The organism is Microbacterium sp. 05T445, assembly GCF_056395865.1.
Window position 1 is genome coordinate 1,252,871 of record NZ_JBFTKJ010000002.1, and the last position, 16,210, is coordinate 1,269,080.

Annotated in this window: 12 protein-coding genes; 7 read left to right on the top strand and 5 right to left on the bottom strand. The window is 71.6% G+C overall.

From position 1 onward, the window contains the following. The first annotated feature begins 30 nt into the window (after positions 1–30). The 5 genes from AC1DDU_RS15395 (at position 31) to AC1DDU_RS15415 (ending at position 7,161) form a co-directional block, all read left to right on the top strand. Positions 31–1,497 carry an aminopeptidase P family protein gene (locus tag AC1DDU_RS15395; RefSeq protein WP_477435590.1) on the top strand — a complete coding sequence of 489 codons (1,467 nt, stop codon included), beginning with the start codon at positions 31–33 and terminating at the stop codon, positions 1,495–1,497. Positions 1,498–1,688: 191 nt separating this feature from the next. Further along, entirely contained in the window at positions 1,689–2,120 is a 432-nt protein-coding gene (rpsP, locus tag AC1DDU_RS15400; RefSeq protein WP_477435592.1) for a 30S ribosomal protein S16, read from the top strand. Between the two features lie 4 nt (positions 2,121–2,124). After that, positions 2,125–2,355 carry an RNA-binding protein gene (locus tag AC1DDU_RS15405; protein WP_045276246.1) on the top strand — a complete coding sequence of 77 codons (231 nt, stop codon included), beginning with the start codon at positions 2,125–2,127 and terminating at the stop codon, positions 2,353–2,355. Further along, positions 2,348–3,010 carry a ribosome maturation factor RimM gene (rimM, locus tag AC1DDU_RS15410; RefSeq protein ID WP_477435594.1) on the top strand — a complete coding sequence of 221 codons (663 nt, stop codon included), beginning with the start codon at positions 2,348–2,350 and terminating at the stop codon, positions 3,008–3,010. The genes AC1DDU_RS15405 and rimM overlap by 8 nt, the downstream gene beginning before the upstream one ends. A 101-nt stretch (positions 3,011–3,111) precedes the next feature. Continuing rightward, positions 3,112–7,161: a molybdopterin-dependent oxidoreductase gene (locus AC1DDU_RS15415; RefSeq protein WP_477435596.1), complete on the top strand. Its 4,050-nt coding sequence runs from the start codon at positions 3,112–3,114 to the stop codon at positions 7,159–7,161. Between the two features lie 88 nt (positions 7,162–7,249). On the opposite strand, the gene AC1DDU_RS15420 is transcribed toward AC1DDU_RS15415, so the two are convergent. Further along, positions 7,250–8,683: an MFS transporter gene (locus AC1DDU_RS15420; RefSeq protein WP_477435597.1), complete on the bottom strand. Its 1,434-nt coding sequence runs from the start codon at positions 8,681–8,683 to the stop codon at positions 7,250–7,252. Between the two features lie 179 nt (positions 8,684–8,862). Here AC1DDU_RS15420 and trmD point away from each other — a divergent pair, with 179 nt between their 5' ends. Further along, complete coding sequence (gene trmD / locus AC1DDU_RS15425) at positions 8,863–9,558, top strand: tRNA (guanosine(37)-N1)-methyltransferase TrmD (RefSeq protein WP_477435599.1); 696 nt, start codon at positions 8,863–8,865, stop codon at positions 9,556–9,558. Positions 9,559–9,593: 35 nt separating this feature from the next. Here trmD and AC1DDU_RS15430 read toward each other — a convergent pair whose 3' ends face one another. The 4 genes from AC1DDU_RS15430 to nirB are packed head-to-tail and all read right to left on the bottom strand — an operon-like array spanning position 9,594 to position 14,459. Further along, on the bottom strand, positions 9,594–10,730 hold the full coding sequence (locus tag AC1DDU_RS15430) for a uroporphyrinogen-III synthase (RefSeq protein WP_477435601.1): 1,137 nt from the start codon (positions 10,728–10,730) through the stop codon (positions 9,594–9,596). Next, a complete protein-coding gene (gene cobA / locus AC1DDU_RS15435; RefSeq protein WP_477435603.1) occupies positions 10,727–11,485 on the bottom strand; it encodes a uroporphyrinogen-III C-methyltransferase in 759 nt (252 codons plus the stop codon). Before cobA ends, AC1DDU_RS15430 begins: the two co-directional genes overlap by 4 nt. Continuing rightward, complete coding sequence (gene nirD, locus AC1DDU_RS15440; RefSeq protein WP_477435605.1) at positions 11,482–11,883, bottom strand: nitrite reductase small subunit NirD; 402 nt, start codon at positions 11,881–11,883, stop codon at positions 11,482–11,484. The genes cobA and nirD overlap by 4 nt, the downstream gene beginning before the upstream one ends. Then, the gene (gene nirB / locus AC1DDU_RS15445) at positions 11,880–14,459 is read right to left on the bottom strand and encodes a nitrite reductase large subunit NirB (protein WP_477435607.1); all 2,580 of its coding nucleotides are present in this window, start codon (positions 14,457–14,459) and stop codon (positions 11,880–11,882) included. Before nirB ends, nirD begins: the two co-directional genes overlap by 4 nt. 305 nt (positions 14,460–14,764) lie before the next feature. Between nirB and AC1DDU_RS15450 the strand changes: the two genes are divergently transcribed. Next, a complete protein-coding gene (locus AC1DDU_RS15450; protein ID WP_477435609.1) occupies positions 14,765–16,210 on the top strand; it encodes an aminotransferase class V-fold PLP-dependent enzyme in 1,446 nt (481 codons plus the stop codon).

Consider the following 16,210-nt stretch of genomic DNA (forward strand, 5'->3'; position numbering starts at 1 on the left):
CCCATCCCCATCCCTCAGCGAAGGAGCACCATGTCCCACGCCCACTCCCATGCCCCGACGTCGCTCGACACCGCGGCCCGGCCCGCCGGGTCGATGCCGGCATCGGACGGCGTCGATCCGCGGATGCCGCGCCTCGCGCAGGCGGCAGGATTCGCCGCGGAGATGAGGTCGGGGTGGGGTGAGGCCGACCGGACCCCGATGCTGCCGGAGGGGGCGGCCGCTGCCGCGGCGCAGCACCGCCGCCGGCTCGCCGACGCGCTGCCCGGCCGCACGCTCGTGGTGTCGGCCGGCCGCGCCCCGGTGCGCGCCAACGACACCGTGTACGAGTTCCGCGCCGACAGCGACTTCCTGTGGCTGGTCGGTGCGGCGATCGAGGACGCCGTGCTCGTCATGACCGGTGCCGACGCGACGGTGTACCTGCCGCCGCCCGGCCGCCCGGGCGACGACGCGTTCTTCGCGGACCCGCTCCACGGCGAGCTGTGGGTCGGCCCCATCCCCGGCCTCGCCGAGTACGCCGCCGCCCTCGAGGTCCGCACGCGGCCGCTGTCGGAACTGGCGTTGACGGACGACTCTCTGATCACAGGGACGCGGCCGGCGGCCGGGCCCGTCGCGGCCGCGCTCGCGGGCGCGGACCGCTCGGGCGATCTCGCCCGGGTGCTCGCCGAGCTGCGGATGTACAAGGACGAGTGGGAGGTCGCAGAACTGCGGGCAGCCGTCGACGACACCGTCGCGGGCTTCGCCGCGACGACGCTGGAGATCCCGCGTGCGGTGCGCCAGGGCGGGGAGCGCTGGCTGCAGGGCACCTTCGACCGGCACGCGCGCACCGTCGGCGCGGGGCCGGGGTACGCGACCATCGTGGGGTCGGGAGCTCACGCGCCGATCCTCCATTGGGTGCGGGCCGAGGGTGCGGTCGATCCGGAGGCGCTGCTGCTGCTGGACATGGGTGTCGAGCGCCGCTCGGGCTACACCGCGGACGTCACCCGCACGCTGCCGGCGAGCGGCCGCTTCACGGCCACGCAGCGGGGCGTGCACGACCTCGTGGAGCGCGCGCACCGTGCGGGCCTGGCCGCCGTCGCGCCGGGGCGTCCGTGGAGCGACTTCCACGCCGCGTGCATGGAGGTGCTCGCGCAGGGCCTCCACGACTGGGGCCTGCTCTCGGTCTCGGTCGACGAGGCGCTCTCGCCCGCCGGCCAGCAGCACCGGCGCTACATCGTCTGCGGCGTCGGACACCACCTCGGCATCGACGTGCACGACTGCGCGTCGTCGAGCTACGCGGCCTACCAGGGGGCGACGATGCAGCCCGGCATGGCGCTCACGGTCGAGCCCGGGCTGTACTTCCACGCGTTCGACGAGACGGTGCCGCCGGAGCTGCGCGGCGTCGGCGTGAGACTCGAGGACGACATCGTCGTGACGAGCACGGGCTCCGACATCCTCTCTGCCGCCCTTCCCATCGACGCGACCGGCGTCGAGGAGTGGATGCAGACGCTCGGCGCGTGAGGTTCGGCGGGCTCCCGGGACACCCCACGGGCGGGTGTTCGCGGGAGCCCGCGCGTTATGGGATAATTATGGGTCGGACCGCACGCTCGACCCTCTATCCAGCGTGGTGGTCCTCCTCTGAGCTCCCGCCGGGTGTGCACCCCACGCTCCAGGCGACCGGTTCGTTCACTTCCCACACATTCAGGAGAATCGTGGCTGTCAAGATCCGTCTCAAGCGCCTCGGCAAGATCCGTGCGCCCTACTACCGCATCGTCGTGGCCGACTCGCGCACCAAGCGCGACGGTCGTGTCATCGAGGAGATCGGCAAGTACCACCCGACCGAGGAGCCCTCGTTCATCGAGGTCGACTCGGAGCGTGCGCAGTACTGGCTGTCCGTCGGCGCGCAGCCGACCGAGCAGGTGCTCGCCATCCTCAAGCTGACCGGCGACTGGGGCCAGTTCAAGGGCGACAAGAACGCGGTCTCGACCGTGAAGACCCGCGAGGACAAGGCCGCATTCGAGGTCGACTCCTCGAAGAAGTCGGTCATCAAGCCCAAGGCTGAGAAGAAGGCTGCGGAGCCCGCCGAGGCTCCCGCCGACGAGGCGACCGACGCGGCCGCCGAGGCCGCCGAGGCCGCCGAGTAATCCGTTGCTCGCCGCCGCGCTCGAACACGTCGTCAAGGGGATCGTCGATCACCCGGATGACGTCCGCATCGACTCGTCCACGTCGCCTCGCGGCGACGTGCTCGAGGTGCACGTCCACCCCGACGACCGGGGTCGCGTGATCGGGCGCGGCGGCCGCACGGCCAAAGCCCTGCGCACCCTCATCAGTGCTCTCGCCGACGGCCGCCGCGTGCGCGTCGACGTCGCGGATGACTGAGGTGGCAGGCGAAGACACCGCGGGTTCGGGCGCTGACGCCCGCAAGCCCGCAGGAGCGATCCCCCCTTCCGGCAAGACGCAGCTGCGCGTCGGCCGCCTCGTGAAGGCCCACGGCCTCAAGGGTGCGATCAAGCTCGAGCTGTACACCGATGACCCCGAGGGGCGCTTCGTCCCCGGCGCGACGTTCACGCTCCAGGTTCCGGAGTCGTCGCCGTGGCACGGCAAGCCGCTCACGGTGCGCGAGTTCCGGTTCATGAACAGCCACCCCGTCGCCTTCTTCGAGGGCGTCGACGACCGCAGCGCGGCCGAGGAGCTCATCCGCGCGATCCTCTGGGTCGACGAGGACGAGAAGTCCTCGCCCGCCGAAGAGGACGCCTGGTTCGACCACCAGCTCGTCGGGCTGGACGTCGTGCGCGACGGCGCCGTCGTCGGCAGGGTCGCACGGGTGGATCACTTTCCCGCGCAGGACCTGCTCATCGTGAAGGTGCGCGACGAAGAGGTCCTGGTGCCGTTCGTCAAGGCGATCGTGCCCGAGGTCGACATCGCCGCGGGTCGGCTCATCGTGACGCCGCCCGCGGGGCTCTTCGAAGAGCTGCCGGACGACGAGGACGCGCCCGCCGAAGCGGACGCCGACGGCGCCGACGCCACCGACTGACCCCCGCTCACACGCGGCACCGGCCGCCCGTGCGGCAGATGTGATCTGCGGGTAACACGGCGGGAAAGGCCCCGGAACCTCGGCCAGCGATCATCGGAGGCATGGGCGAAGTACGCACCGTGTGCTCTTACTGCGGCGTCGGCTGCGGGATCGCGGTCACGACCTCGCGCGCCGGGGCGGGGCATCCGCCCACGATCACGAAGGTCTCGGGCGACCGCGCGCACCCGACCAACGCCGGCCGGCTGTGCACCAAGGGCGCCACGCACGCCGAGCTGATGCAGGCGCCCGGCCGCATGACGACGGCGCACATCCGGCGTTCGCGCGGCGAGCCCACCACACCGCTCGCCGTCGCAGACGCGGTGACGGATGCCGCCGCCCGCCTGCGTGCGATCCTCGACGAGCACGGACCCGATGCCATCGCGCTCTACGTCTCGGGGCAGATGAGCATGGAGGCGCAGTACCTCTCGAACAAGCTCGTGAAGGGGTATCTGCGCGGCATCCACATCGAGTCGAACTCCCGGCTGTGCATGGCGTCGGCGGGAACCGGTTACAAGCAGTCGCTCGGCGCCGACGGGCCGCCCGGATCGTACGAGGACTTCGACCGGGCCGACCTGTTCTTCGTGATCGGATCGAACACCGCCGACTGCCATCCCATCCTGTTCCTGCGCATGGCCGACCGGCTCAAGCAGGGCGCGAGGCTGATCGTCGTCGATCCGCGACGCACGACGACGGCCGACCGCGCCGACCTGTTCCTGCAGATCGTGCCGGGCACGGACCTCGCCCTCCTCAACGGCCTGCTGCACCTGCTGGTCGAGGCCGGAGACATCGACGAGGAGTTCATCGCCGCCCACACCGAAGGCTGGGGGCATATGGCGGAGCTTCTCGCCGAGTACCCGCCCGCCCGCGTGGCCGAGCTGACCGGCCTCGCCGAAGACGACATCCGCACGGCCGCCCGCTGGATCGGCGAGGCCGACGAGTGGATGACGCTGTGGACGATGGGCCTCAACCAGTCCACCCACGGCACGTGGTCGACGAACGCGATCTGCAACCTCCATCTCGCGACCGGGGCGATCTGCCGGCCGGGCAGCGGTCCGTTCTCGCTGACCGGTCAGCCCAACGCCATGGGTGGCCGCGAGATGGGCTACATGGGTCCCGGGCTGCCGGGGCAGCGTGCGGTGTTCAGCGCATCCGACCGCGGCTTCGTCGAAGAGGTCTGGGGGCTCGAGCCGGGCGCGATCCGCGAGGAGTCCGGCACGGGCACGATCGACATGTTCCGCCGCGCGGCCGACGGCGAGATCAAGGCGGTCTGGATCATCTGCAGCAACCCGGTCGCCTCGGTGGCGAACCGCAAGACGGTGATCGAGGCGCTGGAGACCGCCGAGCTCGTCATCGCGCAGGACGTCTACACCGAGACCGCCACCACCGCGTACGCCGACATCCTGCTGCCCGCGACGCTCTGGGTCGAGACCGACGGCGTGACCGTCAGCAGCGACCGGACCCTCACCCTGGTGCGCGACGTCGTCCCCGCTCCCGGCGAGGCGCAGCCGGACTGGCTGACGATCTGCCAGGTGGCGCGGGCGATGGGTTTCGAGGGCTTCGACTTCGCTTCCAGCGCCGAGGTGTTCGACGAGATCCGGCGCTTCTGGAACCCGCAGACCGGGTGGGATCTGCGCGGCGTGACGTACGAGCGGCTGCGCGAGACACCCGTGCAATGGCCTGCTCCGCCGGACGACGTGGCGACGCGGCATCCGATCCGGTATGTCAACGACGGGGTCAGCCAGTCGCTGCACGTCGAGGAGGACGGCACGGTGCCGCGGCTCGCCTTCGCGACGCCGTCGCGGCGGGCGCAGTTCCTCGCTCGACCGCATCTCGCGCCCGCGGAGCTGCCCGACGACGACTACCCGTGGGTGCTCAACACCGGCCGCCTGCCGCACCACTGGCACACGATGACGAAGACCGGACGCGTCGCGAAGCTCGCGAAGCTGCACCCGGGGCCGTTCGTCGAGGTGCATCCGATCGATGCCGAGCGGCACGGGATCGCGGAGGGCGACCAGGTCGAGGTCGCGTCGCGCCGCGGCCGGTTCGTCGTGCCTGCCGTCCTCACCGACCGCGTGCAGCCGGATGGCCTGTTCGCGCCGTTCCACTGGAACGACGAGCACGGCGAATACGTCACGGTCAACGCGGTCACCAGCGACGCCGTGGATCCGCTGTCGGCGCAGCCGGAGTTCAAGTTCGCCGCCGTCTCGCTGCGCCGCGTCGGCCCAGCGGCCGGGGGAGCCGGGGCGTCCACCGCCTCCGCCGACGAGGCCCTCGCGGGTGCCGGCGTCAGCCTCGCACCGCCGCAGCTGAGCGAGGTCGAGGGTGCGTACCTCGCCGGGTTCCTGTCGACGGTGCGCTCGGTCGTGCTCGCCCCGGGCGAGGTGCCCGTGCTCCCCGCCGAGTCCCCGCTCGGAGCGCTCGCTCGCGCGTGGTTCGACGGCGTCCTCGCGGGCGCCTTCTCGCGCACCTCCCTCGGGAGTCGGATGCCGCCGGCCGACGCCGCGGACGAGGTCGTGGTGCTGTGGGGCTCGCAGACGGGCAACGCCGAGGAGTTCGCGACGACTGCCACCGCGGCACTCGGAGCACGAGGCATCCCCGCCCGCGCGCGGAGCATGGCGGAGCTGCGCGCCACGGACCTGACCGACGTGCGCCGACTGCTCGTGGTCACCTCGACGTTCGGCGACGGCGGGCCTCCCGACAACGCCGCCGCGCTCTGGCACGAGCTCAACGCCGCCGGTGCGCCGGAGCTCGCGGGGCTCCGCTACGCGGTGCTCGCGCTCGGCGACTCGAACTACGACGACTTCTGCGGCCACGGTCGCCGGCTGGATGCGCGCCTGGGCGAGCTCGGCGCGACGGCCCTCCTCGATCGGGTCGACCTCGAGCCTGACGCCGACGAGCCGCGGGCGGCGTGGCTCGCGCAGATCCTCGAGACGCTGGCCGCGGAGGGGGCGACCGCTGCGGCCCCTCTGCCCGCGCCGGCTGCGCCCGCCAAGCGCCTCTTCAGCCGTGCGAACCCGGTGCACGCCCCGCTCGTGCGCAACGATCTGCTGAGCGCAGCGGGGTCGCAGAAGGAGGTGCGGCGCATCGCGTTCGACCTCACGGGCTCGGGTGCGGCATACGAGGCGGGCGATTCGCTCGGCGTGGTGTGCACCAACGCGCCCGCAGTGGTGGCGGAGTGGCTCGCCGCGACCGGTGTCGCCGCGCACGCGATCGTCGAGATCGATGGCGAGGAGCGCACCTTCGCAGACGCGCTCCGCACCCGCCTGGACATCACCAGGGCCCCGCTCGAGCTGGTGCGCTTCATCGCGGAGCGCAGCGGCGACGGCACGCTGGGCGCACTGCTGCGCCGTGAGAACAAGCGCAGGCTCGAGCAGTTCCTGTGGGGCCAGCAGGCCGTCGACCTGGTGCGCGACTTCCCGGTGCAGGCTTCCGCGTCCGAATGGACGGGGGTGCTCAAGCGCCTGCTGCCCCGTCAGTACTCGATCTCGTCGAGTCCCAAGTCCGACCCGGACACCGTGGAGCTCACGGTGTCGGTGGTCCGGTTCCGGACGGAGTCGGGGCGCGCCCGCGGCGGCGTGTGCTCGACGTTCCTCGCAGACGGTGACGCCCACGCCGCGCCGGTCTACCTGCAGCGTTCACCCGCCTTCCGCCCTCCCGCCTCCGGCGACACGCCGATGATCATGATCGGTCCGGGAACCGGGATCGCGCCGTTCCGCGCGTTCCTGCATGACCGCCGCGCGGACGGGCACACCGGCCGCAACTGGCTGTTCTTCGGCGAGCAGCACGCCGCGACCGACTTCTACTATCGGGACGAGCTCGACGGGATGCGCGCGGACGGCTTCCTCACCCGCCTCGACGTCGCGTTCTCGCGCGACCAGCGCCAGAAGATCTACGTGCAGGACCGCATGATCGAGCACGGGGCGCAGCTGTGGCGCTGGCTCGAGGACGGCGCGCACCTCTACGTCTGCGGCGACGCGATGCGCATGGCCAAGGACGTCGACGCCACCCTCATCGGCATCGCGCAGCAGCACGGCAGCCTCTCCGACGAGGCAGCCGCCGAGTATGTGCGGGGCCTCGCCGCCGACGGGCGCTACGTGCGCGACGTCTACTGAACGTCCCGTCCCTCGCCTCGTGGCCGCCGCGCACGGAGATGAGCGGATGCCTCGACCCGAGGCATCCGCTCATCTCCTGCACGTGCGATCAGATGCGCTGCGAAGCCAGCGACTTCCGGGGGATCACGTAGACGAACACGGTGAGCAGCAGCAGTCCGACGTAGGCGGCGACGAAGCCGTGGAAGGCGGCGGAGTAGCCGCCGGTGGCGAGCTGGGACGCGTTGAGCACCTGCGGCACGAGGAACCCGCCGTACGCGCCGATCGCCGAGATGAGGCCGAGCGCCGCCGCGGAGGTGCGGGACATCTTCGTCGCCTCGGGGGTGCCGGGCTCGAGGCCCTTCGCCTGCGAGCGGGCGGCGAAGATGCTCGGGATCATCCGGTACGTCGACCCGTTGCCCATGCCGGTCGCCGCGAACAGCACCAGGAAGCAGGCGAGGAACACGGCGAAGCTGTGAAGCGGCAGCGTCCAGACCAGGGCCAGGGCACCCAGGGCCATCACCGAGAACGCCCCCACCGTCACACGTGCGCCGCCGAACCGATCGGCGAGGCGGCCGCCGTACGGCCGCGCGAGCGAACCGACGAGTGCGCCGAGGAAGGCGAGCGAGACGGCCGCCTGACCCACCTGGATCGTCGAGAACTCGGGGAACTGGTCGGCGATGAGCTTGGGGAACACGCCGGCGAACCCGATGAACGAGCCGAACGTGCCGATGTAGAGCACGGCCATGATCCAGAGGTGGGGTTCCCGCAGCGCCGCGGCGGAGCTGGCGAAGTCCGCCTTCGCCGAGGAAAGGTTGTCCATGTACCGCCAGGCGCCGAACATCGCGACGAGGATCAGCGGGATCCACATCCACCCGGCGAGCGAGATGTTGAGGGTCGCGCCGGCGCCGATCGTCACCGCGATCGGCACGGCGAACTGGGCGACCGAGGTGCCGAGGTTGCCGCCTGCCGCGTTGAGGCCGAGCGCCCAGCCCTTCTCCTTCTGCGGGAAGAAGTAGGTGATGTTCGCCATGGAGCTCGCGAAGTTGCCGCCGCCGACACCGCCGAGGGCTGCGATCAGCAGCAGCACGCCGAACGGCGTCCCGGGGTCGGCGACCGCGATACCGAGCAGGGTCGCAGGGATGAGCAGCAGGCCCGCCGACACGATCGTCCAGTTGCGGCCGCCGAAGATCCCCACCATGAACGTGTAGGGAACGCGCAGCGTCGCCCCGACGAGGCTCGGCAGCGAGATGAGCCAGAACGATTCCGAGCTCGTGAGCTGGAAGCCCGCCGCCGGCAGCATCACGACGACGATGCTCCACAGCTGCCAGATGATGAACCCGAGGAACTCGGCGAAGATCGACCAGCCGAGGTTGCGCCGCGCGATGGCGCGGCCCTCCGCGAGCCAGAAGGCCGGGTCCTCGGCGTTCCAGCCGTCGATCCAGCGACCCGGTCGTCGGGTGAGGGCGACGGGTGCGAGGTGCGAAGCGGTGATGCGGGGCGGTGCGGCGGTCTCCGTCGGCGACGGAGCGTCGGTCGTGGTCATGGCGCCTCCTGGGATGAGCAGACACGGGGGTGCGTGCGTCTCCACGCTAGGAACCGGGTGTTTCGGCCCGCCGGACCCCGCGGTTACCTCTCGGTCACTTCTCGCTCACGCCTCGCCGCGAGCCGCGGTGGGCACCCCGTCACACGACCGAAACACCGGCTGCTTCTAGACTCGAAGACATGCGCGTCGACATCGTCACGATCTTCCCGACGTTCTTCGACGTGCTCGGCGTCTCGCTGATCGGGAAGGCGCGGGATCGCGGCATCCTCGACATGCACGTCCACGACCTTCGCGACTGGACCCACGACCGGCATCGCACCGTCGACGACACCCCGTACGGCGGCGGCGCCGGGATGGTGATGAAGCCGGAGCCCTGGGGCGAGGCGCTCGACGAGGTGCTCGACGACGACGCCGTGCTGCTGGTGCCGTCGCCCGCCGGCGAGCTGTTCACGCAGCCGATGGCGCGGGAGCTCGCGCAGGAGAAGCACCTCGTCTTCGCGTGCGGACGCTACGAGGGGATCGACCAGCGCGTGGTCGACCACTACGCCGAGCGCGGCCGCGTGCGGCTGGTCAGTCTGGGCGACTACGTGCTCAACGGGGGAGAGGTCGCCGCGATGGCCGTCATCGAAGCCGTGTCGCGCCTCATCCCGGGAGTCGTCGGAAACCCCGAGAGCCTCGTCGAGGAGTCGCACGAGCTCGGCCTGCTCGAGTACCCGAGCTACACCAAGCCCGCGCAGTGGCGCGGGTTGGAGGTGCCGCCGGTGCTGCTCAGCGGCAACCACGGCGCGATCGCGGCGTGGCGGCACGAGCAGAGCGTCGAGCGCACGCGCGCGCACCGGCCGGACCTGCTGCCGCAGTCCGACTCCGCGTCCTGACGGAGACGGATGCCGCGGCCGCACGCCCGCACGCATCACGCGGGTTCGACCACATCGAGTCGGTAGCCGCGTTTGACCACGGTCTTGACGAGATCCGGGACCCCCAGCGACTCGCGCAGGCGCGCGACGGCCATCTCGACGGCGTGGGTGTTCTCTCCCGACCGCGGCAGGGCGGCCTGCAGGCGCGGCCGCGAGACGACACCCCCGCCGGCGTCGAACAGGGTCCCGACGATGTCGGTCGCGCTCCGCGACAGCGGGATGTGACGGCCGTCCAGCACGATCCCGGTGCTGCGCAGCTCCAGTCGGCCGCCCGAGGTCGGGAGGGATGCCACACCGCCTCCGCCGAAGTGCGTGACCACGGCGCGCACGAGCGACCCCAGACGACCGCGCTCGGCGACGAGCGGTCGCAGGCCCACGCCGCACAGCGGACCCGCCGTGATCGGACCGACGGCGGCCATCAGCAGCCGCCTTTCGGCCTCGCGCTCGACGATCTCCTCGAGCACGCCCTCGTGACGGGCGGCTGCGAGCCACTCCGCGGCGCCGGGAGCGGAGGTGAACAGCACCGCGTCGACCTCGCGCTGTGCCGCGGCGATGACAGAGCGCGAGACGGCGGCGGGATCCGGGGGAGGACCCCATCGGTACACCGTCAGGCTCACCACGTCGGCGCCCGCCTTCACGAACAGCTCGTCGAGCCCGTCGGCCCCCGAGCCGTGGTGCTGCACCGCGACACGGCGGCCGGCGAGCCCCTCGGCCAGGAGGAACTCGCCGAGCTCGGCCGAGGTCTCGGACTCGGCGACCCAATCCGCGGTGAGGCCGGCCTGCTGGATGGCTCCGCGCGCCTTGGGGCCCCGCGCGACGAGCTGAGCCCGCGAGAGCGCGGCGTGGAGCTCGTCGAGGAGCCCCGCTTCGTCGGCGGCCTCCATCCAGCCCCGGAAGCCGACGCCGGTCGTCGCGACGACGACGTCCGGCTCGCGCGCGATGAGCTCGCGCGTCGCGGCGATGAGGGCGTCGTCGTCGATGTGGGGCACGATCGTGAGCGCCGGCGCATGCCGCACGTGGGCGCCGTGGCGCTCGAGCGCGGCGGCGAGCTCGGACGCGCGACGATCGACGGCGATGACGATCGTGCAGCCGTCGAGAGCGGCTGAGAGGGTGGGGCGCGGGGTGGAGCTCAACGGACGATGCCACCTGCCAGGAGGGGGTCGGGCGACAGCAGCCCGGCGCGGGCCACCTCGCCGATCACGATGACCGCGGGATTGCGCACGCCGGCGCGCCCGGCATCCAGCACCACGCCTCCCAGCGTGCTCCGGGTGGTGCGCTGGTCGCGGTGGTGACCGCGTTCGACGATCGCGACGGGCCGGTCGGCGGGCACCCCGGCGTGCAGCGCGTCGGAGACGACGCGGGGCAGAGCGCCGACGCCCATGAGGATGACGGTGGTCACGCCCTCGTCGCGGAGGGCTGCGACCGTGGCGTCGGTCACCTCGGACGGGCCGTTCACGATGTGCACGGCACCGGCGACACCGCGATGCGTGATCGGGATGCCGGCGGCCTGGGGAACGGCGATGGCGCTCGAGATGCCGGGGACGACGTCGACCGGGATGCCGGCCGCGAGGCAGGCGGCGACCTCCTCGCCGCCGCGCCCGAACACGAAGGGATCGCCGCCCTTGAGACGGACGACGTGCTTGCCTTCTCGCGCGCGACGGACCAGCAGGTCGTTGATCTCCTGCTGGGGCACCGGGTGGTGGCCCGGATGCTTCCCGACGTCGACGACCTCCGCGTCCGCGCGGACGTGCTCACGGATGTCGGTCGGGCCGAGGCGGTCCATCACCACGACGTCCGCGCGCCTCAGCAGGCGCCACGCCCGCACCGTGAGCAGATCGATCGGGCCCGGGCCGCCGCCGACGAGGTCGACACGCCCCATGGCGGTCATCGCTCGCCCTCCCAGCGGACGAGGACATCCCCGCCGTCGACCGCCACCGGCCAGACGTGCAGGCTGCGGGGCTCCTTGCCCTGGGTGTCGAGGCAGGCGCCGGTGCGCAGATCGAAGACCTGCTTGTACATGGGGGAGGCGACCGTCGGGACGCCCTGGCGCGTACCCACGATGCCCCGTGAGATGACGTGCGCGCGACTGTAGGGGTCGAGGTTCGACAGGGCGTGGACGCGGCCCGGCGTGCCGTCGGGTCCTCGAAGGAGGAACAGCGCGATCTGCGTGCCGCCGAGGAGGGCGGCCCTGCCGCGCTCCACCTCGAGGTCGTCGAGCGCGCAGACGCGCACCCAGCCCTCCCTCGGGGCGGTGTCCTCGGCTGTCTGCGGGTCGACGAGGGTCATCGGCGCACCTCCAGGGTCGTTCCTGCGATGACCACGCGCGCGTCGGCGCGCTCGCCGTCGGTGGCCGGTCGTGGCTGTCCGCGCTCGACGGTGTACGCCAGCGACGGGTCGGGCGTGGTGGGCGTGTTGACGAACGACGCGAATCGGCGCAGCTTCTCGGGGTCTTCGAGGGTCGCCTTCCATTCGTCCTCGTAGGAGTCGAGATGGGCCGCCATCGCGGCATCCAAGTCGGCGCAGATGCCGAGGCTGTCGTCGAAGATCACCTCGCGGAGGCCGTCGATGCCGCCGTCGAGGTCCTCGAACCATGGTGCGGTGCGCTGCAGCCGGTCGGCGGTGAAGATGTAGTACATCAGGAACCGGTCGATCGCGGTGAGCAGCTCCTCGTCGCCGAGTCCTTCGGCCAGCAGCACGGCATGGCGAGGCGTGAACCCGCCGTTGCCTCCGACGTACATGTTCCAGCCGGCTTCGGTCGCGATGACGCCCACGTCCTTGCCGCGGGCCTCCGCGCACTCGCGCGCACACCCCGACACGCCCAGCTTGAGCTTGTGGGGCGAGCGCAGGCCGCGGTAGCGCAGCTCGAGCTGCACCGCCATGCCGACCGAGTCCTGCACGCCGTAGCGGCACCAGGTCGAACCGACGCACGACTTGACCGTGCGCAGCGACTTGCCGTAGGCGTGGCCCGACTCGAAGCCCGCGTCCACGAGCCGCTTCCAGATCGCGGGGAGCTGTTCCAGGCGCGCCCCGAACATGTCGATGCGCTGACCGCCGGTGATCTTCGTGTACAGGCCGAAGTCCTGGGCGACCTGCCCGATCACGAGCAGTCCCTCCGGCGTGATCTCGCCGCCGGGGATGCGGGGGACCACCGAATAGCTGCCGTCCTTCTGCAGATTCGCCATGACGTGGTCGTTGGTGTCCTGGAGCGTCGCGTTCTCACCGTCGAGCACGTGGCCGCGCACGAGCGTGGCGAGGATGCTGGCGAGGGCGGGCTTGCAGATGTCGCAGCCGCGACCCGAGCCGAAGCGCTCGATGACGGCGCTGAACGTCGTGAGTCCGGACACACGGACCGCATCGAACAGCTGGCGCCGCGACATGTCGAAGTGCTCGCAGATCGCGGTGCTGAGCGTCGCCCCGGACTTGGCGAGCTCGGTGCCGACGATCTTCTTCACCATCATCACGCACGAGCCGCACGCCGCCCCGGCCTTGGTGCACGCCTTGATGCCCGCGACATCCGTGCATCCCTCCTTGTGCACGGCGTCACGGATGGCGCCCGCGGTGACGTTGTTGCACGAGCACACGAGCGCCTCGTCGGGCCGGTCGCCGGTCGGAGCCGCGACGCCGCCCTCCGGCAACAGGTAGGCGGCCGGGTCGCCTCCGAGCGCGCCGCCCACCAGCGGCCGCAGCGCGCCATAGGCCGAGGCATCACCGACGAGGATGCCGCCCAGCAGCGTCTTCGCGTCGTCCGACAGCACCAGCTTCTTGTAGACGCCCGCGACCGGGTCGGCGTAGGTGACGTCGAGCGCCCCCGGTGTCTCGGCGAACGCGTCGCCGAAGCTCGCCACGTCGACGCCCGACAGCTTGAGCTTCGTCGACAGGTCGTAGCCGGGGAAGGATGCCTCTCCGCCCAGCAGCCGCGTCGCAGCGACCTCGGCCATCGCGTAGCCGGGGGCCACGAGCCCGACGCACGCTCCGTCGTAGTTGGCCACCTCGCCGATCGCGAGGATGCGGGGGTCGGACGTCTGGCAGCCGGCGTCGATCCGCACGCCGCCCCGGGGATCCACGTCGATCCCGGCGGAGCGCGCGAGCTCGTCGCGAGGACGCACCCCGACGGTGAACACCACGACGTCGGTGCGCGCGTACGAGCCGTCGCGGAACTCCAGCCCGGTGACCCGCCCGGTGCGATCGGGGTCCAGCCGCGTCGTCACCGTCCCGGTCCGGACGGCGATGCCGCGCGATTCGATGAGGCGACGCAGCGCCGTGCCTGCGGGCAGATCCAGCTGTGCCGACATGAGCCGGTCGGAGGACTGCACCACGGTGCAGTCGACGTCGAGCCCCTGAAGGGCGCCGGCGGCCTCGAGCCCGAGCAGGCCGCCCCCGATCACGGTTCCGACCAGTCGGCGCCCGAGCTCGGCGGACCGCCGCTGAACGAAGTCCGCGAGGCTCTCGACGTCATCGAGCGTCCTGTAGACGAAGCAGCCGTCGAGGCCGAAGCCGTCGACGGCGAGGCGCGCCGCATACGATCCGGTCGCGAGGATGAGCCTGTCGTAGCCCACGCTGGTGCCGCTGCGCGTGGTCACCCGCCGCGCCGCGCGGTCGACGCGCGTCACGGCATCACCTCGCAGAAAGCGCACGCGAGGGTCGTCGAGCACCGCGCGCTCGAGCTCGAGGTCCTCGGGGGAGGCGCCCGCGAAGAAGCCGGTCAGCCCGACGCGGTCGTAGGGGTGCCGCTCCTCCTCGCCGATGAGGGTGATGCGCCACCGCTCGTCGCCACGGCTCAGGAGGCTCTCGACGAAGCGGTGCGCGACCATGCCCGCGCCGACGACCACCACATGGGTGCCGAGAGCGGGGACGCCGGTCATGTCGTCACGGTACGCGGGCGATGTTGCCGCAGCGTCAGCGCCATGTTTCCAGCTGCTGACGCGGTCGCGGTGTGCCATGGCTCCTCCTTGCAGGACGGATACTCGGTGACGCCGACGCTACGAGAGCGGTGTTTCACCGCCGGACCGCCCGCGGTTACCTCGAGCGAACGTTTCGATCACAGCGCCTCCGGGGCCGACGTGAGAAGAGCGCGCCGGATGCCGCCTCCCGCTGCGCGCACCGATGCGGCGCCCGCCGCGCAGCGAGGGCCCTTGCCACCGCCCGCTGCGAGGAGGATTCTCTCCGCATGGGGACACTCGCATCGCGCGAGCTCGAGTTGATCCGCGCCCAGTTCACATTTCCCGCACGCGATCGCGTCGTCACGAACAACGCGGCGAGCACGCAACCGCCGCTGGCGGTGTTCGAACTGCTGCGCGACCTGTCCGAGACGTACGAGAACGTGCACCGTGGCCAATCCGACGCATCCGTCCGCACGACCGAGATGTTCGAGGCGTCCTACGACACCATCGCGGCGTGGGTCGACGCGCCGTCGCGGCGCACACTGTCGATGCACCGCAGCACGACCGAGGCGATCAACGCCGCGATGTACTCGTTGATGGCCGATTTCCGCGACGGCGACAACGTCGTGACGACGCTGATGGAGCACAACTCGAACTACGTGCCGTGGCATGCGCTGTGCCGCGAGATCCTGCCGCGCCTCGGCCGCCGGGTCGAGTGCCGTCTCGCGCGCTTCGACCATGAGACCGGCCGGCTCGACCTCGACCACCTCGCGTCGCTCGTCGACTCCCGCACCAAACTGGTGTGCTGCACCGGAGGCTCCAACTTCCTCGGCACGAAGCCGCCGCTGGACGAGGTGCGCGCGATCGCCGACGCCGGCGGCTACGAGCAGCCCGACGGGCACCGCGGTGCGCTGCTGCTCATCGACGCCGCGCAGCGATTCGCCAGTTCGCGCCTGGATGTGCGATCGATGGATGCCGACTTCGTCGCCTTCTCCTTCCACAAGCTGCTCGCGCCCTTCGGCGTGGGTGTGCTCTACGCCAAGGAGGCCCTGCGCGAGTCCCTGCCGCCGTTCCTGTACGGCGGCGACATGATCGCCGAGGGGAAGGTGTTCCCGGACCGCGTCGAGTACAACGACCTGCCGTGGAAGTACTCCGCCGGCACGCCGAACATCCTCGGCGTCATCGCGTCGGCGCAGACCCTTCGCCTCATCATCGACATGGTCGGCGCCGATCCGGTGCGCGCGTGGTTCCGCACCGACGACCCCCTCGACCAGGATGCCGTCGAGACCGCGATGTCGATCGTCGCCGAGCACGCGGCATCCCTCACCCGCCAGGCGATGGACGGCCTCTCCGACATCACGGGGCTGCGCATCTACGGGGTGCCGCGGGGCGAGGAGCGCACCCCGCTGGTCGCCTTCAACGTCGGTGGACACTCGCCGTTCGACATCGCGCGCGCACTGAACGCGCAGGGGATCGAGTCGCGCGCCGGATGCCACTGCGCGACGCTCGCCCACCACGACCTCGGTATCGACCCGCCGGCGAGCTGCCGCGTGAGCTTCGCGCTCTACAACACACCCGACGAGGTGGATGCCGTGGTCGAGGCCGTGCGCCGCGCGGTGGACTCACCGGAGGAGTTCCGGGCGATCCCGGCGCCGCCCGCGTCCGTCGATCGCACCATGTCGTCGGCAGGCCATGGCCAGGCAGGCCGGCCATCCCGCTCGGGTAGGGTGTAG